This is a genomic window from Bradyrhizobium sp. LA6.8 (assembly GCF_040547935.1).
Lineage (GTDB): Bacteria > Pseudomonadota > Alphaproteobacteria > Rhizobiales > Xanthobacteraceae > Bradyrhizobium > Bradyrhizobium barranii.
In genome coordinates this window covers 482,449-505,571 of record NZ_JBEPQQ010000007.1, presented here as the reverse complement: position 1 = coordinate 505,571, position 23,123 = coordinate 482,449, and the positions used below count along the sequence as shown (strand labels likewise).

Sequence of the window (23,123 nt, the reverse complement as noted above, 5' to 3'; positions counted from 1 at the left end):
AGCCGTCGGGTGGCTAGACCCAACGGCTTCAAAGCTTCTGACCCGCATCCCGAGCTGGGCGCGGAACAGGCTGTCTAAGCACTTCATGGAATCATGGGTGGAGTCGGTGGTCAAGCCCAGCTCTCGATAGGAGAGAAGAATGACCAGTCCGCAAACCAGACCCCAGACGGCGCAAATCCGCTGTGTGAATAAACGCGATCGCCCGAATCCGTTCGAGCGGATCACCCACGTTGGTGGCTACGGCTCAAGCCAGTGGAAGATCACACAAGAGCAGGCGATCGCTATGATCGAGCGCAGAGAGTGGAGCTTTTACGTTTCGCTTCCTGGTTCGACAAAGGCTGTTTTGGTCGAAGTCGGTGTCAGCCGGTTCGGCAACAAGTATTTGCGCACCGAAGGCGATGACGACACGCGCAACAATCTCTTGAGCCTGCCTGAGTGTCCCTGACGCTCTGTCTGTAACAACGAAAGGCCCGACAGAAGTGCCGGGCCTTTCTGCTTACAAAATGAACCGGCTCAAATCCGCGTTCTTGGCGAGGTCGCCGACGTGCTTCTGGACGAAATCCGCATCGACCTTGACGGTCTCGCCGCTGCGGTCGGGGGCGGTGAAGGAGATTTCGTCCAGCACCCGTTCCATCACGGTCTGAAGTCGCCGCGCGCCGATGTTCTCGACCGTCGAATTGACGGCGACCGCGACGTCGGCGAGCGCGTCGACGGCGTCGGCGGTGATGTCGAGCGTCACGCCCTCGGTCTGCAGCAACGCGATATATTGCTTGATCAGCGAGGCCTCGGGCTCGGTCAGGATGCGGCGCATGTCGTCGCGGGTCAGGGCCTGCAGTTCGACGCGGATCGGCAGGCGGCCCTGCAATTCCGGCAACAGGTCGGACGGCTTAGCGACGTGGAAGGCGCCGGACGCAATGAACAGGATGTGATCGGTCTTCACCGCGCCGTGCTTGGTCGAGACCGTGGTGCCTTCGATCAGCGGCAACAGGTCACGCTGCACGCCCTCGCGCGAGACGTCGCCGCCGACCCGGCCGTCGCGTGCGCAGATCTTGTCGATCTCGTCCAGGAACACGATGCCGTTGTTCTCGACCGCGCTGATCGCCTCCAGCGTGAGCTGGTCGGTATCCAGCAGCTTGTCGGACTCTTCATTGACGAGGATCTCGTGCGAGTTCTCCACCGTCAGGCGCCGCGTCTTGCTGCGGCCACCCAGCTTGCCGAAGATGTCGCCGAGCGACACCGCGCCCATCTGTGCGCCCGGCATGCCCGGGATCTCGAACATCGGCATGCCGCCGCCCGAGGACTGCGTCTCGATCTCGATTTCCTTGTCGTTGAGCTCGCCGGCGCGCAGTTTCTTGCGGAACGATTCGCGCGTTGCCTGGCTGGAATTGGCGCCGACCAGCGCGTCGAGCACACGCTCCTCGGCGGCGAGCTGCGCGCGGGCCTGCACGTCCTTGCGCTTGCGCTCACGCACCTGGGCGATCGCGACCTCGACGAGATCGCGCACGATCTGCTCGACGTCGCGGCCGACATAGCCGACCTCGGTGAATTTCGTCGCTTCCACCTTCAGGAACGGCGCATTTGCGAGCTTGGCGAGCCGTCGCGCGATCTCCGTCTTGCCGACGCCGGTGGGGCCGATCATCAAGATGTTCTTCGGGAGTACCTCTTCGCGCAAGGAGCCGGAGAGCTGCTGCCGCCGCCAGCGGTTGCGCAGCGCGATCGAGACCGCGCGCTTGGCATCGGCCTGGCCGACGATGAAACGGTCGAGTTCGGAGACGATTTCGCGGGGAGAGAAGTCTGTCATGGGACCTTAGCTAGGATCAGATGCGGGTCGGGACAAGCCGCATTTTACGTCAGATGATGGGCGGACCCGATTGCCACTGTTTCACGGCGTCGATCGGATGGATCAGCATCAGGATATTGAGCGTCAGATTGTCGCGAATGTGAAGCGCGAGCATGATCTCGAAGGCGAGCCCGAGCAGGACGGTCACCGAGACTGGCAGCACGCGCGCGGCGAGGAACCCCATCATCATGGCCAGATTGTCAGAAATCGAATTGACGATGCTGTCGCCGTAATAATCCAGCGAGATCGTGCCGGCGCGGTAGCGCTCGATGATGAAGGGCGAGTTCTCGACGATCTCCCAGGCGCCTTCGATCAGCATGGCGACGATCAGCCGTGCCGGCCAGGACAGTTGCAGGAAGGGCAGGCGCGCGAACAGCAGCCAGGTCAAGCCGTAGAACAGGAAGCCATGCAGGATGTGAGAGAAGGTGTACCAGTCGGTGATGTGCTGCGAATTTTCGGAGCTGTTCACCACGCCGTGCCAGAGCTTTACATAGCCGCAGGTGCAGATCGGCACCCGCCCCATCGCGAACAGGATCGAGGCCTGCAGCGCCAGCAGCAGCAGGGCGATGCCGACCCAGGCGAACGGCGGTACGGCGACCTTGCTCTCGTGCGTGCTGGTCAGCGTCACGGCTCGCGCACCATCAGCAGCGCCGTCCCGTCCGGCGTCTCGACCATGCGGTCGCGGACGAAGCCGGCCTTCTCATAGGCGCGCACGGCGCGTGCGTTGAGCGGATCGGGATCGGTGACGATGCGTGGCAGGCCCTGCCGCAACTGGCCGTCGACGAACTGGCGGATGAACGCAGAGCCGTGGCCGCGCGCGATCATGTCGCTTTCGCCGATGAACTGGTCGATCCCACGGGTGCCCTCCGGTTGCGGCCCAAAGCCGGTATTCCAGGCTGTCAGGCGATAGCATTGAAGATAGCCGAACGCGTGGGTGCCAGCCAACACGATGAACTGGTCCATCGCCGGCTCATCGAGATCGCCGCCTACGAGCGCAAACTGCTCGTCCGGATCGCCCCACCATTCCCGCACATGCGCCTCGCCCAGCCACCGCCGGATCAGCGGCAAATCGGCCGTGCTCATCGGGCGGAAGGTGTAGGCGGGCGCCATGTCCTGTTCGGTCTGGCCTAGCCGGTCGCCAGGCTTTCGATGGTCAGATTGCGGTTGGTGTAGACGCAGATGTCGGCGGCGATATCGAGGGAGCGGCGGACGATGGTCTCGGCATCCTTGTCGGTGTCGATCAAGGCCCGCGCGGCGGCCAGGGCGTAATTGCCGCCGGAGCCGATCGCCATGACCCCGGCCTCGGGCTCCAGCACGTCGCCGGTGCCTGTTAGCACCAGGGAGACGTCCTTGTCGGCCACGATCATCATGGCCTCCAGGCGGCGCAGATAGCGGTCGGTCCGCCAGTCCTTGGCGAGCTCCACCGCGGCCCGGGTCAGCTGCCCCGGATACTGCTCGAGCTTGGATTCGAGCCGCTCAAACAGCGTGAAGGCGTCAGCCGTGGCGCCGGCAAAGCCGCCGATGACGTCGCCCTTGCCGAGTTTTCGCACCTTCTTGGCGTTGGACTTGATCACGGTCTGGCCGATCGAGACCTGGCCGTCGCCGCCGATCACCACCTTGCCGCCCTTGCGGACCGTCAAAATCGTGGTGCCGTGCCAGCCCGGTGCGCTGTTCTGGGAGTCCTGCATCAAATACCTCGTTGTCGGACCTGATTTAGGCGGTCGGGACCGACCATACAACGGGCCGCTCCGGGCCCATTTCGCTCACCATAGGCAGAAGTAGAGGCCCGGCCAGCCGTTCCCGCAGTAGCGAAGGCGTCATTTGACTGTTAAAAGACCGCCGTTTTCGGTCCAAAACCAGAATGGAAACCGCTTTTCAATGCGCACCGCGACGATCAAGCGCAAGACCAAGGAAACCGACATCGAGGTCACCGTGAACCTCGATGGCACCGGCGTGTCCAATATCGCGACCGGCATCGGCTTTTTCGACCATATGCTCGATCTCCTCGCCCGCCATTCCCGCATCGACCTCACGGTCAAGGCGGTTGGCGATTTGCACATTGATCATCACCATACCACCGAAGACACCGGCATCGCGCTCGGCCAGGCGGTCAAGCAGGCGCTCGGCAACATGGCGGGCATCACCCGCTATGCCGGCGTGCACATGCCCATGGACGAGACGCTGTCGCGCGTGGTCATCGACATCTCGGGCCGTCCGTTCCTGGTGTTCAAGGCCGACTTCCCCCGCGACAAGATCGGCGAGTTCGATACCGAGCTGGTGCGCGAGTGGTTCCAGGCCTTCGCCATGAACGCCGGCGTGACTCTCCACGTCGAGACCCTATATGGCGATAACAGCCACCATATCGCCGAGTCCTGCTTCAAGGGCCTGGCGCGGGCGCTGCGCACTGCCGTCGCGATCGATCCGAAGGCCGTGGGCGAAATCCCGTCCACCAAGGGTTCGCTCGGCGGCTGACGTCTTTCGGCCCGCGGCACGCGCGGCTTGCGGTATCACTGAATTCCTAGGAACGGGGCATCACCATGCCTGTCTACACAGTTCATGCTCCCTCCCCTGCCGGAGCCGATCTGCGCGCGACCGACAAGTTCGTGTTCGTGCGCGACGGTTTTCATTTCTGGGCGATGGTTCTCGGCCCGTTCTGGCTGCTCTGGAACAGGCTCTGGCTGGCGCTGATCGGCTGGGTGATTTTCCTGGCTGCATTCGATGCAGGGCTGCATAGCCTCGGCGTTGGCCGCAGCTCGATCTTCCTGGCCAATATGATCATCGCGGTGCTGATGGGTTTCGAGGCCTCGAGCCTGCGCCGCTGGACGCTGTCGCGCGGCAAGTGGCGCCAGCTCGACGTCGTCATCTCCGACGACGAGGACACCGCCGAGCGGCGGTTCTTCGAGCGCTGGAGCCAGAAGCAGCGCGGCATCGTCAACGATCAATGGGCCGTCGATCGCGGCGGCCCGCCGCCAACCCGCAACGTGCCGGGTCAGCAATTCTCAAATCCGCCACCGCTGCCGTCGGGCGGCATCATTGGATTGTTTCCGGAACCGGGAGGGTCAAGATGAGCGTCGCGATCATCGATTACGGTTCAGGCAATCTGCATTCCGCCGCCAAGGCATTCGAGCGCGCCGCACGCAGCCTGGAGATTCCGCAAAAGGTCTTCGTCACCAGCGATCCGGATCAGGCCTACGGCGCCGACCGTCTGGTGCTGCCCGGTGTCGGCGCCTTCGCCGATTGCCGGCGCGGGCTCGATGCCGTCAACGGCATGGTCGAGGCGATCACCGAAGCGGTGCGCGTCAAGGCACGGCCCTTCTTTGGTATTTGCGTCGGCATGCAGCTGATGGCGAGCCGCGGCAAGGAACACGTCATCACCGAGGGCCTGAACTGGGTCGGCGGCGACGTCGAGAAGATCATGCCGCGCGACGAGAGCCTGAAGATCCCGCACATGGGATGGAACACGCTCGACATGCTGCGCGAGCATCCGGTGCTGGATAGGCTGCCGCTTGGCCCCAAGGGCCAGCACGCCTATTTCGTGCACTCCTACCACCTCAACGCCGCCAACGAGGCGGACGTGCTCGCGCGCGCCGATTACGGTGGACCCGTCACCGCGATCGTCGCGAAGGACACCGCCATCGGCACCCAATTCCACCCCGAGAAGAGCCAGCGTTTCGGCTTGGCCCTGATCTCGAACTTTTTGCGATGGAAACCGTGATTCTCTTTCCCGCGATCGACCTCAAGAACGGTCAGTGCGTGCGCCTCGAGCAAGGCGACATGGCGCGCGCGACCGTGTTCAACCTCAATCCCGCAGCGCAGGCGCAGAGCTTTGTCGAACAGGGCTTCGAGTATCTCCACGTCGTCGATCTCGACGGCGCCTTCGCCGGCAAGCCGGTGAATGCGCAGGCGGTCGAGGCGATGCTCAAGACGATCAAGATCCCGGTGCAGCTCGGCGGCGGCATTCGTGATCTCGCAACCGTCGAAGCCTGGCTCGACAAGGGCATCACCCGTGTCATCATCGGCACCGCCGCGGTACGCGACCCCGAACTGGTGAAGGCGGCTGCAAGGAAATACCCCGGCCGCGTCGCGGTCGGGCTCGATGCCCGCGACGGCAAGGTCGCCGTCGAAGGCTGGGCCGAGACCTCGCAGGTGACGGTTCTGGAAATCGCGCAGCGTTTCGAGGATGCAGGCGTCGCTGCCATCATCTTCACCGACATCGCGCGCGATGGCCTGCTCAAGGGCCTGAATCTCGATGCGACCATCGCGCTGGCGGATGCGATCTCGATTCCCGTGATCGCCTCCGGCGGCCTCGCCTCGATCGAGGACGTCAAGGCGATGCTGACACCGCGCGCCAGGAAGCTCGCCGGCGCGATCGCCGGACGCGCGCTTTACGACGGCCGGCTCGATCCCGCCGCCGCCCTCACCCTGATCCGCAACGCGCGCGCCTAGGAGAGCAAAAATGTTCAAGGTGCGCGTGATCCCTTGCCTCGACGTCAAGGACGGGCGGGTCGTCAAGGGCGTCAACTTCGTCGACCTGCGCGATGCCGGCGATCCGGTCGAAGCCGCAATCGCCTATGACGCCGCCGGTGCCGACGAGCTCACCTTCCTCGACATCACCGCGACCCACGAGAACCGCGGCATCATGCTGGACGTGGTCCGGCGTACGGCGGAGGCCTGCTTCATGCCCGTGACCGTCGGTGGCGGCGTGCGCAAGGTTGACGACATCAAGACGCTCCTGCGCGCCGGCGCCGACAAGGTCTCGATCAACAGCGCCGCGGTGTCGCGGCGCGAGTTCGTCAAGGAAGCCGCCGAGAAATTCGGCGAACAGTGCGTGGTGGTCGCGATCGACGCCAAGCGGGTCAAGCGTCCGGGCGGCGATCGCTGGGAGATCTTCACCCATGGCGGGCGCAACTCGACCGGCATCGATGCCATCGAATATGCCCAGGAAGTGGTCTCGCTCGGTGCTGGTGAAATCCTGCTTACCTCCATGGACCGCGACGGCACCCGGCAGGGCTTCGACATCCCGCTGACCCGGGCGATCGCCGACAGCGTTCCCGTTCCCGTGATCGCCTCGGGCGGCGTCGGCAATCTCGATCATCTCGTCGACGGTATCCGCGACGGCCACGCCACGGCCGTGCTGGCCGCCTCGATCTTCCATTTCGGGGAATTCACCATCCGCGAAGCCAAGGAGCACATGGCCCGGCGCGGACTGGCCATGCGCCTCGATGCCTGACGACTCCCGATCATAAAAATGCTACATAGGCCTGCGGGGAATGGCCTCCGTGGCCTTGTGTGTTTTTCGAGTAATTCCGATGTCGCGTTTCACGATCCACGATCTGGCCGACACCATCGACGCCCGCGCGGCGGCCGGCGGCGAGGCGTCCTATACCCGCAAGCTCCTGGACAAGGGCGCCGAGCATTGCGCCAAGAAGTTCGGCGAGGAGGCAGTCGAAACCGTAATCGCAGCAGTCGAAAACGATCGCGCGCATCTGATCGTTGAAAGTGCCGACCTGCTCTATCACTTCCTTGTGCTGCTCAAGGCCCGCGGCGTAAAGCTGGAGGAGGTCGAGGCCGCGCTGGACAAGCGGACGAATATGTCCGGATTGGAAGAAAAGGCGTCCCGCAAGGGTTAGTAGATCCCAACGGAAAGGTCGCGTCATGGATATCCGCGCACCCGAGCAGCAGTATAATCCGTACCGCGTCTATACGCGCGAGCAGTGGTCGCGACTGCGCGACGACACGCCGATGACGCTGGAGCCCGGCGAGTTCGACCGGCTGCGCTCACTGCACGATCGCCTGGACTTGCAGGAGGTCGAGGACATCTACCTGCCGCTGTCGCGCCTTCTGTCGATCTATGTCGATGCGATGCAGCGCCTGTATTACGCAGAGCGCCAGTTCCTCAACATCCGCGACCGCAAGATGCCCTACATCATCGGCGTCGCCGGTTCGGTCGCGGTCGGAAAATCCACCACGGCCCGCGTGCTCCAGGCCCTGCTGGCGCGCTGGTCGCCGCGTCCGAAGGTCGAACTGATCACCACCGACGGATTTCTGTATCCCAACGCCGTGCTGGAGCGGCAGGGCATCATGCAGAAGAAGGGTTTTCCGGAGAGCTACGACCTGCCGCTGCTGCTCAGCTTCCTCTCCGACATCAAGGCCGGCCGCCGCCACGTGCGCGCGCCGGTCTATTCGCATCTGACCTACGACATCGTGCCGAACCAGTGGGCCGAGATCGACCAGCCCGACATCCTGATCGTCGAGGGCGTCAACGTGCTGCAGACCGGCAAGCTGCCGCGCGACGGCAAGGCGGTGCCCGTCGTCTCCGACTTCTTCGACTTCTCGGTCTATATCGACGCCGACGAGGCGGCGCTGCGGCAATGGTACATCAAGCGCTTCCTGGCGCTGCGTGACACCGCGTTCACCAATCCAAAATCCTACTTCAACCGCTACGCGCTGTTGTCGGACGAGGAAGCCACCGCCACCGCGATCGCGATCTGGGAACGCACCAACCTCGCCAATCTCGAGGATAACATCCTGCCGACCCGCCCCCGCGCGACGCTGATCCTGAAGAAGGGCGCCGACCACACCGTGGCGAGCGTGGCGCTGCGACGGCTATAGGCCGCGGTGCCGTAGGGTGGGCAAAGGCGCAAAGCGCCGTGCCCACCATCCATCGGCACTGTCGGACATGATGGTGGGCACGCTACGCTTTGCCCACCCTACCGCAGCGTCGACTGTCGCTACACCGCCAGATGCCGCGCCGCCGCCAGCCCGGCCAACGCCTCGTCCAGCTTGTCACGGTCGAGCGGCTTGATCAGAAACCCGTTCATGCCCGCCTCGAAACAGGCATAGCGATCCTCCACCAACGTATTGGCGGTGAGCGCGAGGATCGGCGTGTGGTGGCCGCCTTTGGCTGCCTCATGCGTGCGGATGCGTTTTGTCGCCTCGATGCCGTCGAGCTGCGGCATCTGGATATCCATCAGCACGAGATCGTAGGGCGTGCCGGCGGATGACGCGGCGAGCCAGGATTCCAGCGCCGCCTCGCCATGAACGGCGATGACGACGCGGTGGCCGAGCTTGGTCAGCAGCGAGCGCATCAGCAGCGCGTTGATCTCGTTGTCTTCGGCGACGAGGATCGACAGGCCCGTTGCCGTTACGACGCCGGCGGGGGAGGCGGCCGGCGGCTCCGGCGCCAGTTCGGGCGATGCGACCTCCGGCGTCAGCGCGAGACGTGCCGCGAGCGAAGCCGCGCGCAGCGGCTTGATCAGGAAGCCGGTGAAGGAAGCTGAAAATGTCTCGTGACGCGAGCTCGACGTCAGCAGCACCAGCCGCTGCGTCGCATGCTTGCGCGCGACCTCGCCGAGATGGTCGGCAATGGCGGCGCCGATCGCACGATCGACCAGCACCGCATGCCATGAGCGCTCCGGCAGCAGCGCCTCTGCGACGGCTCCATCCGAGACGAGGCAGATCTGTCCGCCCCAGCGCTCCAGCCGCCGCGCGATCAGCGAGGCCTCGATGCCGTCGGCGATCAGAAGGATCGACTTGCCGGTGAGATCAGGGCTTGGGAACGCCGTCTGTCCCGCGCCGGATTGCGATGGCGCAAGCGGAATCGCGACCTCGAAGGTCGAGCCCTTGCCCGGCTCGCTCTCCAGGGTGATGCGGCCGCCCATGCGCTTGACGATGCGCTCGCTGATGGCAAGGCCGAGCCCGGTGCCGCCATAGGTGCGGGCGACGCGCTCGTCGGCCTGCTCGAACTCGCGGAAGATGCGCGTTCGCGCCTCGGGGGCGATGCCGATGCCGGTGTCGCGCACCAGAAAACTGATCTCGTTCGGCCTGATGCCGGGTTCGACGATCAGCGCGACACCGCCGGTCGCGGTGAATTTGATGGCGTTGCCGGCGAGGTTGAGCAGCACCTGGCGCAAACGCGCGGCATCGCCGACGACCTCGAGCGGCAGGCGCTCGTCGACATAGGCGGCGATCTCGAGCGTCTTTGCCTGCGCGCGCGGCGCGAGCAGCTCGGTGATCTCCTCGATCATGGTCGAGAGCGCGAACGGGCGCTGGTCGAGATCGAGCTTGCCGGCCTCGATCTTGGAATAGTCGAGCAGTTCCTCGATCAGCGCCATCAAGGCTTCGCCGGAGGTTTTCACCGCCCTGGCATAGGTCGTCTGCTCCGGCGTCAGCGTGGTGTCGAGCAACAGGCCGCCCATGCCGATGATGCCGTTGAGCGGCGTGCGGATCTCATGCGAGGCCATCGCCAGGAAGCGCGACTTGGCGCGGTTGGCGGCATCGGCCTGGTCGCGCGCGTCCGACAGCGCGCGCTCGGTCTCGGTGCGGTCGGTGACGTCGCGTCCGACGCTCTGCAGTTCGGCGGGCTGGCCGGCATCGAGACGGACATAGCCCTCGCGCCAGGCGATCCAGCGCGCGCCGTGCGGGGTGGTGATCCTCTGGTCGTGAATGCGCGTGCCGTTGCTTTCGCGGGCGCTGTCGCCCTGCTCGAGCACGTCGAAATCGAAACGCGTGCCGACCAGCACGTTGCGCGCCTGTCCTGCGAGCGCGCAATAGGCGTCGTTGGCGAAGGTGATGCGGCCCTGGTGGTCGCGCAGCACGATCAGGTCGCCCTGCTGTTCGAACAGGCTGCGCGCGCGTTCTTCCGCCTCTTTCAGTTCCCAATTGCGGTCGATCAGCGTCTCGTTGTGGGCGGCCAGCTTACGCATCCGCTTGTTGACGAAGCGTAGCCGCATGCTGAGCGTGGCAAGGCCGAGGCAGGCGAGCGCGAACAGGAAGCTTGCTCCGACCGCAAACGTATTGGGGTCGTAGCCGGAGTTCTCGGAGCGGCTGCCGGAGACGAAGCCATAGGCGCCGCCGAACGTCGCCGAGAAGATTATGAAGGAGCGGATCGCGAACGCGATGCGGGGATGCTGTCGCCTGAAGCGGCGCATGCGCACCTTGATCCGGAACGTCCGATCCATCGCCATCGACCCCGACTCTTGCTCCGAAACTCCGCGTCGCCAATTGCGACGATGTCTCGCCGACCTTGCGAACAGCTTGAGGCTTTGGTTCGGCCTCCAAACAGGGTTGACGAGGTGTTAACGCTTCAGAGCGAGGCGGCCTGGAGCGGGAGCGGGCGGTGGCCGCCATTGGCGCCGACGATCAGCGCCGCGGCCTCGCGCTGCGAAAAGGTCTTCGAACGCACATAGATGCGGTAATCGGCCGGCCCGTCGGTTGACAGGTAAATCACCGGGCCGCCGTCGACCGGCTCCGTGGCAATCGTGACGAGGCGCGTCGCCGGATTGGCCTGACAGGAATCCGTTTCGGAACCGAGACCGTCGTCCACGACCGCGAAGTCCGCCGCGTCCGGATCGTCGGTGATCTGAACCCGCACCGTGGCCCGCGACAGATCGTCGGTGAAGGCGACGTGGACGCCGGCCGTCCAGAACAGGGATGTCAGCTCGACTGAAGTCTCGCCCAGCGCGATGCAGGGATGCGAGACCGATCCGATCTCGCCGCGGGCGAACACCGCGGCCGCCAGCAGGGGAACAACCGAGGCCAGGATCTTGAAACGCAACATGACACTCTACTCGCCCGGCCCTGTGTGGAACTCATACGGGAACGGTTGGGCCTTATGGTTTGCAGAGCGTAAAGGAAAGTCGTTACCGCCGGGTTGATGCGCGGAATGATCAGGCCATCTGCCGCACATCCTCCGCGAGTGCGCGGTAGGACAGCGCCTCGGCGAGATGCAGCCGGCCGATCTTGTCGGCGCCATCGAGGTCGGCGAGCGTGCGCGCCACCCGCAGCACGCGATGATAGCCGCGCGCCGACAGCCGCATGGTCTCGGCGGCGTCGCGCAGCAACTTGGCGCCTTGCGCATCGGGCTTGGCGATGTCCTCCAACACCGAGGCCGGCGCCTCGGCATTGGTGCGAACATGCGGCAGGCCCGCATCCGCGTAACGCGCGAGCTGGATGTCGCGCGCGGCTGCGACGCGCGCGGCGACTTCCGCCGAGCCCTCGGCCGGCGGCGGCAGGATCAGATCCGCGGCGGTCACCGCGGGAACCTCGATGCGCAAATCGATGCGGTCCATCAGCGGACCGGAGATGCGCGCCTGGTAGTCGCCGGTGCAGCGGTCGATGCGGCCGCGCTTGCAGGCATAGCCGGGCTCGAACGCATGGCCGCAGCGGCATGGATTCATCGCCGCGACCAGCATGAAGCGCGCAGGATAAGTCACGCGATGATTGGCGCGGGAGACGGAGACCTCGCCGTTCTCCAGCGGCTGGCGCAGCGAATCCAGCACGCGCGGATCGAATTCGGGCAGCTCGTCGAGGAACAGCACGCCCTGATGCGCAAGCGAGATCTCGCCGGGTTTTGCGCGGATGCCGCCGCCGGTGAGTGCGGCCATGCTGGCGGAATGATGCGGCGAGCGGAACGGCCGCCGCGCGGTCAGCGCGCCACCCTCGATCTCGCCGGCGACGGAAGCGATCATGGAGACTTCGAGCAATTCGCCCGGCGACAGCGGCGGCAGGATCGAGGGCAGGCGCGCCGCCAGCATCGACTTGCCGGCACCGGGCGCGCCGATCATGAGCAGGTGATGTCCGCCGGCGGCCGCGATCTCCAGCGCGCGCTTCGCGCTCTCCTGGCCCTTGATGTCGCGCAGGTCGAGCGGGGAGGCGGCGACCTCGTGCACGCGCGGCGTGGGCCGCGACAGCACCTGCGTGCCCTTGAAATGGTTGGCGATCTGGATCAGCGATTGTGCCGCGATGATCTGGATGTCCGGGCTCGCCCACGCCGCTTCCGAGCCGCAGGCCGCCGGACAGATCAAGCCTTCTTCGCGCACATTGGCGCCGATCGCGGCGGGAAGCACGCCGGCCACCGGCGCGATCGAGCCGTCGAGGCCGAGCTCGCCGAGAACGGTAAAACCGGTCAGCGCATCCGGCGGGATCGCGCCGATCGCGGCCATCAGCCCGAGCGCGATCGGCAGGTCGTAATGGCTGCCCTCCTTGGGCAGGTCTGCGGGCGCCAGATTGACGATGATCCGCCGCGCCGGCAGCGCCAGCCCCGAGGCAATCAGCGCCGAGCGAACGCGCTCCCGTGCCTCCGACACCGCCTTGTCGGGCAGGCCGACGATCGCGAAAGCCGGCAGGCCGGGCGCGACCTGCACCTGCACGTCGACCGCGCGGGCCTCGATCCCCTCAAAGGCGACGGTAGAAACCCGCTGAACCATGCCCGAACCAGCCTGCCCTCTCGTACAATTAGGGGTAGCAGAGCCCGATCATTCTTGCAAGAACAATACGAGAACAGCCGAGGGCCCGGAAAACCCTAACCGGTCGTAAACATCACGCAGACACTACGCCTCGAATGCGAGCGGCTCTCATCAGCACATCCCAACGAATGTTCGCTACTCCTAGAGCTGCGGGATGGGCCGTGATCTAACGGGTGAACAATTCAAATGCTTGCAAATCGCCGCAGAAGCGAACGACGGGTGTGCACTCGGCTCGCCAAGATTCACTTTGGCGCGGGCTCGCTGCCGAGGGATTGCACGATCACGGATATCTCGGATGGGGGCGTGAAAGTGGTGGCGGAGTTTCTGGAAGTGCCGCCGCAATTCACCATCATCTTCGCGCCCGATTATTCCCGCCAATGCCGCCTGCGCTGGCGCATCGGCTGCGAATTCGGCGCCGAGTTCACCGATTGAGCCGGACCGGCCAGGTTCCTTAACTGGACTTTAGCGTTAATCGGTAAGCATCACTGATCAGTCGCCGAGTGATCAGAGTATGCCCAAGCGTTCGTCCCTTGCCTCTCCGCCGGCGAGATTCCTGCTTTCCGCGCTCGTGATGCTTGCCCTCGGCGGCTGCCAGACCACGAGTCTGGAGGACATCACCGGCGCGCTCGGTGGCAAGTCGGAAACGGCTGGCAGGGCCGATCCGAAGCCGGACATGGACGCGCTTCGCGAACGCTATCGCGCCAAGCCTTCCGATCCCAACGTCGCGCTCGAATATGGCATGGCGCTGCGCGAGACCGGCCAGCGCGCCCAGGCCGTGGCGGTGATGGAGCAGGCCGTGCTCGCCCATCCGAGCAACAAGGCGCTGCTCGCCGGCTACGGCCGCGCGCTCGCCGACAGCGGCAATTTCCAGCAGGCTTTCGATGTGCTCAGCCGCGCGCATACGCCTGAGGATCCCGACTGGCGCATCCTGTCGGCGCAAGGCGCGGCGCTCGATCAGCTCGGCCGGAACGAAGAGGCGCAGCAATATTATTCGGCGGCGCTGAAGATCGTGCCCGAGGAGCCGCAGGTTCTGTCCAATCTCGGCCTGTCCTACATGCTCCAGAACAATCTGCCGCGGGCCGAGGAAACGTTGCGCCGCGCCTATGAGCGCAATCGCGCCGATTCCCGCGTGCGCGCCAATCTGGCGCTCGTCGTGGGACTGCAGGGAAAGCAGGCCGAGGCCGAGACCATCGTGAAGGCCGACCTGCCGCCGGATCAGGCCGCGGCAAAGGTCACGGCGCTACGGCAGTTGCTGGCGAAGAAGCAGCAGCGGGCGGACAAGTAGCCCGCCCTCGTTTCTCGTTCGCGTTGGTGCTTACGACACCTTGCGATGCGGGGCTGACCCGCGACCCGCCCTGCCCTTGAGCCTCTTGAGGAGCGGCCCGAGCAGCGAGCGCTTCGGCTTCTTCACCTCGCCACGCCCGGCGAGGCGGTTCGCCATGTTCTGGAACAGAAGGGTGGTGCGGTGGTTCTTGGAGACCTCCGCGATCATCTGGCCGTTATTGGCCGCGGTCGAGAACAATTTCGAGTCGAACGGGATCGCCGCGATCGGCTGGCTCTCCATGGTCTTGGCGAACGCCTTGACGTCGATCTCCGCGCGCTTGTGCATGCCGACCTGGTTGATGCAGTACAGCGGCGGACGGTCGTTGGGCCGTGCCGCCTTGAGCACGCTCAGCATGTTCCTGGTGTTGCGCAAATTGGCGAGATCTGGCTCGGCCACGATCACGATGTCGTCGGCATTGACGAGCGCGCGGCGCGTCCAGCCCGACCATTGGTGGGGAACGTCGAGCACGATGCAGGGTGTGGTCATGCGCAGCGTGTCGAAGATCGCATCAAAAGCTTCGGCGCCGAAATCGTAGACGCGGTCGAGCGTCGCGGGCGCCGCGAGGAGGCTGAGGCGCTCGGTGCATTTGGCGAGCAGACGCTCCATCAGCGCCGTGTCCGGCCGGTCCTGCGAGAGCACCGCGTTGGCGATGCCCTGCGCCGGGTCCTGGTTGTAGTCGAGGCCGGCGGTGCCGAAGGCGAGGTCGAGATCGATCACGACGGAATCAAGTGCGAGGTCGCGCGCGATGGTCCAGGCCACGTTGTGCGCGACCGTGGACGCACCGACGCCGCCCTTGGCGCCAACCACCGCGATGACGCGGCCGGTGATGATGGCTTCCGACGCCGAGAACAGGCTGCAGATCGAACGGACGACGTCGAGGGTTTCGACCGGTCCCACCACGTAGTCGTTGACACCGCGGCGGACCAGCTCGCGATAGGGCGCGGTGTCGTTGGGGTTGCCGATCACGACCACGCGGGTGCCGGGATCACAGACGCCGGCGAGATCGTCGAGGCCCTCGAGGATATCGCGTGTGCCGTCGGATTCGATCACGATGACGTTCGGCGTCGGCATCGTGTCATAGACTTCGATGGCCGCGGCAAGGCCGCCGCCTTTGGCGGTGAGATGCGCCTTGGCGAGACGGCGATCCTGCCCGGCCGCGGTGATCGCGGCGAGCGTCTGCTCGGTCTCGCAAAAGGCCTGTACCGAGATGCGAGGAACCGGCGCAATGTGGTCCTCGGGGTGCCGCGGGTCGTCCGCTTCTTCGTCGTCGTGAAAACTTGTCATTTGCCGGTGTCGCTGAGTTTGGCCTTTTCGGCCTCGGGATACATGGTCGTGGTCGCCATGCCCTTGCGGTAGCGCTCGAAGGCGATCTCGCGCCGTGCGGTGTAGGCAGGCGTCTCCGCCCTCGGCTGCTCGAGGTCGGCGGGGTTGTCGATCATGGCCGCGAGGTTGCGCTGGCTGGCGCAGCCCAGATTGAAGTACGGCCGGTTCTCGTTGTAGCCGGGGTCGAGGATGTTCGGACCGACGTCTTCCGGCCACAGCCCGCAGGGGCCGGCGACCGCGGCGATCTTCGAATAGCTCAGGCGGATGGTTGGCAGCAGTCCGGGATCCTCGGGGCGATAAGGATGCTGGACGATGGCACGCGACGGCACGCCGCCGGATGTGAGCACCGACCGGATTTCGTGATAGGTCGCCGCCGCGGCGCGCGAATTCGCAGCGTCGCTCGGCACGTCGACGATCACTGAACCGGTGCCTTCGCGGACCCAGTCCCTGGCAATGCCCGCGACGTCCGCGTGCTGCGCGGTGGAGAGGCCCCCGCGCGCCTTGCCGACGAAGATCACGATCGACTTCTTGGCTTCCTGCACCGCGATCGGGTGGCGCTGGCGATAGTCGGTCGGCACCGTCTGGGTGACGATGTCACCGGTGGTGTTGCAGGCGCCGAGCATGACGGAAAGCCCCGTCAGCGCCAGCGCGATCCGCAGCTTGCGACGTCGATCGGCAATCGTCTTCGTCATCGCTTTGTCCCCTCTTGCCCCGTTTCCTGTCCCGGTCCCCAAACCGTCCGTCTCAGTCGATGATGAAGCCGAAATCGCCGCGGCTGCCTTCGATCGGATCGACGCTGCGCGCGATGCCATAGAGGCGGTTCATGCGGCCGAGCAGCGCCGTCTGCGCGTCCGAGGCCGGCGCAAAGCCGTCGTCGGGCCGCGACAATTCCTTCTGGGCGACCGCGCGCACCACATAGGGCGTCACGATCACCATCAGCTCGGTCTCGTTGTTGACGAAGTCCTGGCTGCGGAACAGCGCGCCGATGATCGGCACCTGGTCGACGCCGGGCAGGCCGTTGATCGCCTGCTTGGTCTTCTGCTGGATCAGGCCGGCCATCGCCATCGAGCCCCCGGAGGGAATTTCCAGCGTGGTCTCGGCGCGGCGGGTCTGGACCGAGGGGATGGTGATCGAGTTGCTCGAGGTCGAGGACACCGCCTGCGTCAGCGTGATCGCGTTCGTGTTCGACAGCTCGGAGACCTCGGTCATCACGCGCAGGCTGATACGGCCTTCGCTGAGCACGAGCGGGGTGAAGTTCAGCGAGATGCCGAACTTCTTATAGGTGACCTGGGTGGTACAGACGTGGGTGACCGGATCGCAGGAATAGCCTGCAGGGATCGGGAATTCACCGCCGGCGATGAAGGTGGCGGATTCGCCCGAGATCGCGGTCAGGCTCGGTTCGGCCAGCGTGCGCATGACGCCGGCGCTTTCCATCGCGCGCATCGTGGCGCTGACGGTGGCGACACCCTTGGCGAGGCCGGCCACGCCGAGCCCGTTGCTGCCGACGATCGGTCCGCCGCTGACCGAGAACGGGTTGGAATTGTTGAAGTTCACGACCGCGGTGCCGGCATTCAGGCTGGCGCTGAGGTCGACGCCCAGCTGCTTGACGATGTCGCGGCGGACTTCGCCGACGACGACCTTGAGCATCACCTGGTCGCGGCCGCGCACGACGATGTTGTTGACGACCTTGTCCGCGCCGCCAACGAGTTTTGCGGCGACGTCGCCGGCCTGCTGGGCCTCGATCGGGCTCGACACCGAGCCGGTCAGCATCACGCTGTCGCCGACGCCTTCGATCTGCACGCCCGGCAGCGATTGGCGCAGCGCCGTGCGCATGCCGTTGAGATCGCGCTTCACCGCGATGTCGTAGGCGGCAACCTGCTGGCCGTCGGCGGTGAAGAACACGACGTTGGTCTGGCCGACCTGGCCGCCGATGATATAGGCGCGCTGCGACGAGCGGATTACTGCATTGGCGATCTTGGGATCGGCCACCAGCACGTCCTTGACCTCGCGCGGCAGATCGATGACGACGGACTTGCCGACGCCGAGCGACAGCGAGCGCGTGCGTGCAGGCGCGATGGTCGAAACCGGCGACACGCCGAGATCCGGCGCCTGCATCGGCGCCTGGTCGCCGACCGGCGCATCCGCCGCGCTGACGAAGTCGGGGGCTGCGATCAGCCCCAGCATCAGCACCGCCCCCGTCCAGAACGAGCGCGCGCGCTTCCCCCGAATGCGCAGGCCCGTCCGATCATCCCCGTAGTTCATGGTGTCCCCATCATCACTTCTGTGACGTCAGTTGCCGTGCCTGCACCCCGTAGCGGATCACGTTCACGCCGCCGGGCCGCTTGGCCGTCAGGTCTTCGATCGAAATCTCCGACGCGTTGGCATCGGCGATGCTTCGCAACGCGAGCGTCAGCGTGCCGCCCTGGCGCGAGGCCGACAGCGTCGCAACCTGGTCCGGCTTGAGCTCGAGCGTGACGGTCTTGCCGAGCACGGCGTTCTGGCCGTCTTTTTCTTTCGGCGCCTGGTCGATCGCGAGCACGCGGATGTTGCTCAGGATGACCTCGGACAGGATCAGGTCGTTGCCGCCGGTCGCGCCGTTGGCGCCATCGGGATTCTTCAGGCGCCGCGTCAGAACGATGTCGACGCGGTCGTTCGGCAGGATGAAGCCGCCGGCGCCGGTCTCGGCTGAAATCTCGGTGGAGACGGCCCGCATGCCGGAGGGCAGGATCGCGGCCATGAAGCCCGAGCCCTCGGCCCGCACCAGCTTCTGCTCGCGGATCGGCTCGCCCTGCATCAACGGCACGCGCGCGATCGAGCCTGCGATCTGGGTCTGGGCGTCGGGCCTGCTGTCGCGGCGGATGAAGGCGCTGCTCGCGGTCGCCGCCGGCCAGGACTGCCATTGCAGATCCTCGGGCTTGACGGCCTGGCCGAGCTGAATGTCGTTCTTCGCGATCAGCACCTCGACCGTCGGCAGCTTCTCGGCGACGGGAAGGGCGGGCGCGGGCTTGTTGTCAAAGCCGCTCGCCAGATACGCAGCGACGCCGCCGGCGCCCAGCGCGATGACGAGAACGACAATGCGTGCGGTGTTCATACGCTTCTACTCTTACGCGGGGCACTCGAACCGCACGTGGCGGGTTCCCCTGCGTCGATGAGTAGGGAGTAAAGGTATAAGGGGTGTTGCGAGGCCGAGTGTGATGGCCCGTGACGATGCGCGTTCTGGGCAGATGGTGAACGTCGCGTTATCCGCTCGGCCAATGGCCCCGTAGATTCACGCAGGGCGGGACGTTCGTTCGAACGATGCGCGCGGCGTCATGGTGAATGGGTGGTTTAGTCATGGGCGCTTCGCGCAGCGTGCGCGGTCGTCGCTCCTCTGGGTGAGGAGCGTACTTCCTCGTGTTTCAATTGATGTCCGTAGCCCGGATGGAGCGAAGCGCAATCCGGGCTCGTGCAGCGCGTTGTGAGATCCCGGATTTCGCTGCGCTCCATCCGGGCTACGAGTGAGCGCCCTACTTCGCCCGCTTCTGCTCGATCGTGTCCCAGACCTTCGCCGCGACATCAGGTCCGCCGAGCCGCGCGATGGCGCGGATGCCCGTCGGTGATGTCACGTTGATCTCGGTGAGGTTGCCGTTGATGACGTCGATGCCGACGAACAGCAGGCCGTGCTCGCGCAGCGCCGGGCCGACCGTCGCGCAGATCTCGCGCTCGCGTGGCGTGAGCTCGGTCTCCTGCGCGGCGCCGCCACGCACCATGTTGGAGCGGAGGTCGTCGGCGGCCGGCACGCGGTTCACCGCGCCGGCGAACTCGCCGTTGACCAGGATGATGCGCTTGTCGCCGTGCTTCACCTCGGGGATGAACTGCTGGATCACCCAGGGCTCCTTGAACGTCACCGAGAACATGTCGAATAGCGAGCCGAAATTCATGTCCTGCGGCATCACGCGGAACACCGCCGCGCCGCCATGGCCGTGCAGCGGCTTCATGACGACGGCGCCGTGCTTATCCCGGAACGCGTTGATCTCGTCGAGGTCGCGCGAGATCAGCGTCGGCGGCATCAGCTGCGGAAAGTTCATCACGAACAGCTTTTCCGGCGCGTTGCGCACCGAGGCCGGATCGTTGACCACCAGCGTCTTCGGATGGATGCGCTCAAGAAAGTGCGTCGAGGTGATGTAGGCGAGATCGAACGGCGGATCCTGGCGCAGCAGCACCACGTCGAAGCCGTTGAGCACTTCGCGCCTGGGCTCGCCCAGCGTGAAGTGATTGCCGGGCTCGTCGCGCACGGTCAGGAGTTGGATGGGCGCGACAATCTCCTCGCCGACCATCGAGAGCTTGTCGGGCGTGTAATAAGACAGGCCGTGGCCGCGCTTCTGCGCCTCCAGGAGCAGTGCAAAGGTGGAATCGCCCTTGATGTTGATACGGGCGATGGGGTCCATCTGGACGGCGACGTTCAGTTTCATGGTCTGCCTTTCAGGTCGAGGCGTCGAATGCCGCCAACACATGGCGCGGAAGTGAGCGCGGCGCAATCAGCATGGCGTCGAATCGCAGTTCGAATTCGGCATGCTCGGGATGCGCCACGAGCCAGCCTTGCGCGGCGTCGATGATGCGCTGCTGCTGGCGCGGGGTCACGGCGAAGGCGGCGTCATCCAGCGTCGCGCGGGCCTTGACCTCGACGAAGGCGATCAGGTTGCGGCGGCGCGCCACGATGTCGATCTCGCCATGTGGGGTGCGGTAGCGCCTGGCGAGGATGCGGTAGCCCTTGGCCATGAGATAGGCGGCGGCGCGGCTCTCCGCGGAGATGCCGGTGCGGAACGCGGCGACGCGCTCGGGCGAGGCGACCTTCGGTTCCGCGCCCTCAGTCTTCGCCATCGCCGTCCCTCAGGTCCTTTGCGAGCTCGAGCGCGCGGGCATAGACCTCGCGGCGTGGCCGGCCCGAGAGCGCGACCGCATGCGCGACGGCATCCTTGACGCTGTGCGCGGCGAGCTGCTCGCGCAGCAGTCCGTCGAGCGCATCCGAGGTCAGCAGCTCCGCGTCCGCCGCAGGCGGCGCGATCACCAGCACGAATTCGCCGCGCGTCTCCAGCGTGTCCGCCCCGCGTGCCAGCTCCTGCAGCGGCGCGCGCGAAATCTCCTCGTGCAGTTTCGTCAATTCGCGGCAGATCGCGGCTTCGCGCGTCCCCATGATCTCGGCAAGCTCGGCGAGAGTGTCCTGGACGCGGTTGCCGGAGTCGAACATCACCAGCGTCGCATCGATGCGGGCGAGCTCCGCAAGGCGCGACTTTCGCGCGGCGGATTTCGCCGGCAGAAAGCCCTCGAAGAAGAAGCGGTCGGTCGGCAATGCGGCGACCGACAGCGCGGCCAGCACCGAGGACGGGCCGGGCAGCGCGTAGACCGCATGGCCGGCTGCGCAGACCTCGCGCACCAGCTTGAAACCGGGGTCGGAGATCAGCGGCGTGCCGGCATCCGACACCAGCGCGATCGAGCCGCCCTGCCCCAGCGCCTCCAGAATCCTCGGACGCGCCGCTTCCGCGTTGTGCTCGTGATATTGCTTGAGCTGCGCCGTGATCGCGTAGCGCTCGGTCAGGCGCCGCGTGATGCGGGTGTCCTCGCAGGCGATGACGTCGACGCCGGCGAGCGTCTGAAGCGCGCGCAGCGTGATGTCGCCGAGATTGCCGATGGGGGTGGCGACCAGATGGAGGCCCGGCGCCGCCTTCGGCGCCGTCAGCCGATGGGCGTCGATGGAGAAACCGCGCGAGGCGGGATCCGTCGCTTCAGGTGTATTTATCGGGCTCGGCTTTACGCGCATAATGAATCGAACTTAGGCATGATCCCGGGGGCTGGGAACCGGTCCTCGGAAAAAGATCGCGCCAGGTCAGGGGTGAGGAAGGACTGGAATGTGATCCATCCGGCATCACATTGCAGAGGGAATGAAGCGTCGGCGCCATATTCGCGGCGGAAACGCCGCCTTGATGCGGGTGACGAATGGTGGACAGTTAGCCAAGGCTTGAGGTGCGGCCGCGTTAAGTGGTCATTATCCTTTTGTTTTAGTTAACTATTTGCCGACAATATGCCTGAATCCGCGACTTGTGTCGTGGAAAGAATGTTGTGACCGGCCGGCCGACGGCCGATCAGAAGAGAAGTTGTGATGCTGGGCCCGCGCGATCCAAAATCTCCCGTTCAGGGCTCCCGATTATCGGGGGCGACCCGGCGGAGCGCACTCGGCCTGTTGCTCGGCGCCCCCTTGCTGTCGGCCTGCGCCGGCGTGCAGCAGAGTCTCAGCCAGTTTTCCAACCCGTTCAGCAGCTCCTCCCCGGCCCCGGCTCAGCCGGCCGGCCCGCCGCAACAGGCCACCACCGCCGGCAGCGGCGGGGTGAAGGTTGCCGTGATCCTGCCGCTCTCGGCCGCCGGCAATGCCGGCCTTGCCGCGCAGTCGATGCGCAACGCCGCCGAGATGGCTCTGGCCGAGTTCCAGAATCCCAACATCCAGCTCCTGATCAAGGACGACAACGGCAGCCCGCAAGGCGCGCAGGCGGGCGCGCAGCAGGCGGTCGACGAAGGCGCCGAGATCATCCTGGGCCCGCTGTTCGCGCAGTCGGTGCCGGCGGTGGCGCAGGTCGCGCGTACGCGCGGCATCTCGGTGATGGCGTTCTCGACCGATTCCAGCATCGCCGGCCGCGGCGTCTTTCTGCTGAGCTTCCTGCCGGAGTCCGACGTCAACCGCATCGTCGAATATTCCGCCAGCATCGGAAAGCGCTCCATTGCCGTGCTGGTGCCCGACAATGCCTATGGCAATGTCGTCGAGGCCGCGGTGAAGGCGGCGGTGCCGCGGCGCGGCGGCCGCATTGTCGCCTTCGAGAAATACGGCGCCGATCGCGCGACGCCGGCACGCACCGTGGCGCAGCAGCTCGGCAGCGCGGATGCGCTGTTCATCGCCGATGACGGCGATGCCGTCGTCGCGGTGGCCGACGCGATGACGGCCGCGGGCGCGAATTTGCGCAACATCCAGCTGCTCGGCACCGGCCTGTGGGACAATCCGCGCGTCTATGCCAATTCGAACTTGCAAGGCGGTCTCTACGCCGCGCCGGACCCGGCCGGCTTCCGCGCCTTCTCCGGCCGCTACCGCACCAAATACGGCGCCGAGCCGATCCGCACCGCGACGCTCGCCTATGACGCGGTCGCCCTCGTCGCCGCGCTCGCGCGCACGCAAGGCCCGACGCGCTTCTCGCCGGATGTGCTCACCAACCCTTCCGGCTTCGCCGGCATCGACGGCCTGTTCCGCTTCCGCGCCGATGGGACCAACGAGCGCGGCCTCGCCGTGATGAAGGTGACGACGGGTGGCGGTGTGGCGGTCGCGGGCTCGCCGAAGAGTTTTGGGGCTTGATGGCTTCGTAGCCCGGAT

The 23,123-nt window shown here is 65.8% G+C and carries 25 protein-coding genes; 11 read left to right on the top strand and 14 right to left on the bottom strand.

Features of this window, described 5'->3' with window-relative positions; genetic code table 11:
• The first annotated feature begins 139 nt into the window (after positions 1-139).
• Entirely contained in the window at positions 140-445 is a 306-nt protein-coding gene (locus tag ABIA90_RS31570; protein WP_166062285.1) for a DUF3892 domain-containing protein, read from the top strand.
• Between the two features lie 51 nt (positions 446-496).
• On the opposite strand, the gene hslU is transcribed toward ABIA90_RS31570, so the two are convergent.
• From hslU to hslV, 4 genes are read right to left on the bottom strand one after another with little or no spacing between them, the layout of a single operon-like run.
• Positions 497-1,801: an ATP-dependent protease ATPase subunit HslU gene (gene hslU, locus ABIA90_RS31565; RefSeq protein ID WP_028150162.1), complete on the bottom strand. Its 1,305-nt coding sequence runs from the start codon at positions 1,799-1,801 to the stop codon at positions 497-499.
• Positions 1,802-1,850: 49 nt separating this feature from the next.
• A complete protein-coding gene (locus tag ABIA90_RS31560) occupies positions 1,851-2,468 on the bottom strand; it encodes a DUF2585 domain-containing protein (RefSeq protein WP_354119218.1) in 618 nt (205 codons plus the stop codon).
• The gene (locus tag ABIA90_RS31555) at positions 2,465-2,950 is read right to left on the bottom strand and encodes a GNAT family N-acetyltransferase (protein WP_354119217.1); all 486 of its coding nucleotides are present in this window, start codon (positions 2,948-2,950) and stop codon (positions 2,465-2,467) included. Before ABIA90_RS31555 ends, ABIA90_RS31560 begins: the two co-directional genes overlap by 4 nt.
• Positions 2,951-2,967: 17 nt before the next feature.
• Entirely contained in the window at positions 2,968-3,528 is a 561-nt protein-coding gene (gene hslV, locus ABIA90_RS31550; protein WP_028150159.1) for an ATP-dependent protease subunit HslV, read from the bottom strand.
• Between the two features lie 190 nt (positions 3,529-3,718).
• On the opposite strand from hslV, the gene hisB reads away from it, so the two are divergent.
• The 7 genes from hisB to coaA all read left to right on the top strand — a co-directional run bounded on the left by hisB (position 3,719) and on the right by coaA (position 8,452).
• A complete protein-coding gene (hisB, locus tag ABIA90_RS31545; protein ID WP_028150158.1) occupies positions 3,719-4,312 on the top strand; it encodes an imidazoleglycerol-phosphate dehydratase HisB in 594 nt (197 codons plus the stop codon).
• Positions 4,313-4,377: 65 nt separating this feature from the next.
• A complete protein-coding gene (locus ABIA90_RS31540; protein ID WP_028150157.1) occupies positions 4,378-4,908 on the top strand; it encodes a DUF2628 domain-containing protein in 531 nt (176 codons plus the stop codon).
• Positions 4,905-5,555, top strand: coding sequence for an imidazole glycerol phosphate synthase subunit HisH (gene hisH / locus ABIA90_RS31535; RefSeq protein WP_354119216.1), 651 nt, complete (start codon positions 4,905-4,907; stop codon positions 5,553-5,555). The genes ABIA90_RS31540 and hisH overlap by 4 nt, the downstream gene beginning before the upstream one ends.
• Complete coding sequence (gene hisA, locus ABIA90_RS31530; protein WP_354119242.1) at positions 5,552-6,286, top strand: 1-(5-phosphoribosyl)-5-[(5-phosphoribosylamino)methylideneamino]imidazole-4-carboxamide isomerase; 735 nt, start codon at positions 5,552-5,554, stop codon at positions 6,284-6,286. The genes hisH and hisA overlap by 4 nt, the downstream gene beginning before the upstream one ends.
• A gap of 10 nt (positions 6,287-6,296) precedes the next feature.
• Complete coding sequence (gene hisF / locus ABIA90_RS31525; protein ID WP_028150154.1) at positions 6,297-7,070, top strand: imidazole glycerol phosphate synthase subunit HisF; 774 nt, start codon at positions 6,297-6,299, stop codon at positions 7,068-7,070.
• A 79-nt stretch (positions 7,071-7,149) separates the two neighbouring features.
• Positions 7,150-7,470 (top strand): phosphoribosyl-ATP diphosphatase, encoded by a 321-nt coding sequence (locus tag ABIA90_RS31520; protein WP_354119241.1) that lies wholly within the window; start codon positions 7,150-7,152, stop codon positions 7,468-7,470.
• A gap of 25 nt (positions 7,471-7,495) precedes the next feature.
• On the top strand, positions 7,496-8,452 hold the full coding sequence (gene coaA, locus ABIA90_RS31515) for a type I pantothenate kinase (RefSeq protein ID WP_028150152.1): 957 nt from the start codon (positions 7,496-7,498) through the stop codon (positions 8,450-8,452).
• A 119-nt stretch (positions 8,453-8,571) separates the two neighbouring features.
• On the opposite strand, the gene ABIA90_RS31510 is transcribed toward coaA, so the two are convergent.
• The 3 genes from ABIA90_RS31510 to ABIA90_RS31500 all read right to left on the bottom strand — a co-directional run bounded on the left by ABIA90_RS31510 (position 8,572) and on the right by ABIA90_RS31500 (position 13,047).
• Complete coding sequence (locus ABIA90_RS31510) at positions 8,572-10,806, bottom strand: PAS domain-containing hybrid sensor histidine kinase/response regulator (RefSeq protein WP_354119215.1); 2,235 nt, start codon at positions 10,804-10,806, stop codon at positions 8,572-8,574.
• Positions 10,807-10,925: 119 nt separating this feature from the next.
• Entirely contained in the window at positions 10,926-11,399 is a 474-nt protein-coding gene (locus tag ABIA90_RS31505; protein WP_085404962.1) for a hypothetical protein, read from the bottom strand.
• A gap of 109 nt (positions 11,400-11,508) precedes the next feature.
• Positions 11,509-13,047 (bottom strand): YifB family Mg chelatase-like AAA ATPase, encoded by a 1,539-nt coding sequence (locus tag ABIA90_RS31500; protein WP_354119214.1) that lies wholly within the window; start codon positions 13,045-13,047, stop codon positions 11,509-11,511.
• 225 nt (positions 13,048-13,272) lie between these two features.
• Here ABIA90_RS31500 and ABIA90_RS31495 point away from each other — a divergent pair, with 225 nt between their 5' ends.
• Together ABIA90_RS31495 and ABIA90_RS31490 are read left to right on the top strand one after the other, a co-directional pair.
• Positions 13,273-13,518, top strand: coding sequence for a PilZ domain-containing protein (locus ABIA90_RS31495; RefSeq protein WP_027534981.1), 246 nt, complete (start codon positions 13,273-13,275; stop codon positions 13,516-13,518).
• 79 nt (positions 13,519-13,597) lie between these two features.
• Positions 13,598-14,371: a tetratricopeptide repeat protein gene (locus ABIA90_RS31490; protein ID WP_085404965.1), complete on the top strand. Its 774-nt coding sequence runs from the start codon at positions 13,598-13,600 to the stop codon at positions 14,369-14,371.
• Between the two features lie 30 nt (positions 14,372-14,401).
• Here ABIA90_RS31490 and ABIA90_RS31485 read toward each other — a convergent pair whose 3' ends face one another.
• The 7 genes from ABIA90_RS31485 to rsmI all read right to left on the bottom strand — a co-directional run bounded on the left by ABIA90_RS31485 (position 14,402) and on the right by rsmI (position 21,530).
• Positions 14,402-15,694 (bottom strand): CpaE/TadZ family protein, encoded by a 1,293-nt coding sequence (locus ABIA90_RS31485; protein ID WP_063980258.1) that lies wholly within the window; start codon positions 15,692-15,694, stop codon positions 14,402-14,404.
• Positions 15,691-16,425: a CpaD family pilus assembly protein gene (locus tag ABIA90_RS31480; RefSeq protein ID WP_354119213.1), complete on the bottom strand. Its 735-nt coding sequence runs from the start codon at positions 16,423-16,425 to the stop codon at positions 15,691-15,693. Before ABIA90_RS31480 ends, ABIA90_RS31485 begins: the two co-directional genes overlap by 4 nt.
• Positions 16,426-16,477: 52 nt before the next feature.
• Complete coding sequence (locus ABIA90_RS31475) at positions 16,478-17,995, bottom strand: type II and III secretion system protein family protein (RefSeq protein WP_247306389.1); 1,518 nt, start codon at positions 17,993-17,995, stop codon at positions 16,478-16,480.
• A gap of 13 nt (positions 17,996-18,008) precedes the next feature.
• On the bottom strand, positions 18,009-18,824 hold the full coding sequence (gene cpaB, locus ABIA90_RS31470; RefSeq protein ID WP_063980255.1) for a Flp pilus assembly protein CpaB: 816 nt from the start codon (positions 18,822-18,824) through the stop codon (positions 18,009-18,011).
• A 415-nt stretch (positions 18,825-19,239) separates the two neighbouring features.
• Positions 19,240-20,184 carry a glutathione synthase gene (gshB, locus tag ABIA90_RS31465; protein WP_071908791.1) on the bottom strand — a complete coding sequence of 315 codons (945 nt, stop codon included), beginning with the start codon at positions 20,182-20,184 and terminating at the stop codon, positions 19,240-19,242.
• 10 nt (positions 20,185-20,194) lie between these two features.
• On the bottom strand, positions 20,195-20,593 hold the full coding sequence (locus ABIA90_RS31460) for a YraN family protein (protein WP_028155515.1): 399 nt from the start codon (positions 20,591-20,593) through the stop codon (positions 20,195-20,197).
• A complete protein-coding gene (gene rsmI / locus ABIA90_RS31455; protein WP_063980252.1) occupies positions 20,580-21,530 on the bottom strand; it encodes a 16S rRNA (cytidine(1402)-2'-O)-methyltransferase in 951 nt (316 codons plus the stop codon). The genes ABIA90_RS31460 and rsmI overlap by 14 nt, the downstream gene beginning before the upstream one ends.
• Before the next feature lie 339 nt (positions 21,531-21,869).
• Between rsmI and ABIA90_RS31450 the strand changes: the two genes are divergently transcribed.
• On the top strand, positions 21,870-23,105 hold the full coding sequence (locus ABIA90_RS31450; RefSeq protein ID WP_354119212.1) for a penicillin-binding protein activator: 1,236 nt from the start codon (positions 21,870-21,872) through the stop codon (positions 23,103-23,105).
• Positions 23,106-23,123: the final 18 nt, after the last annotated feature.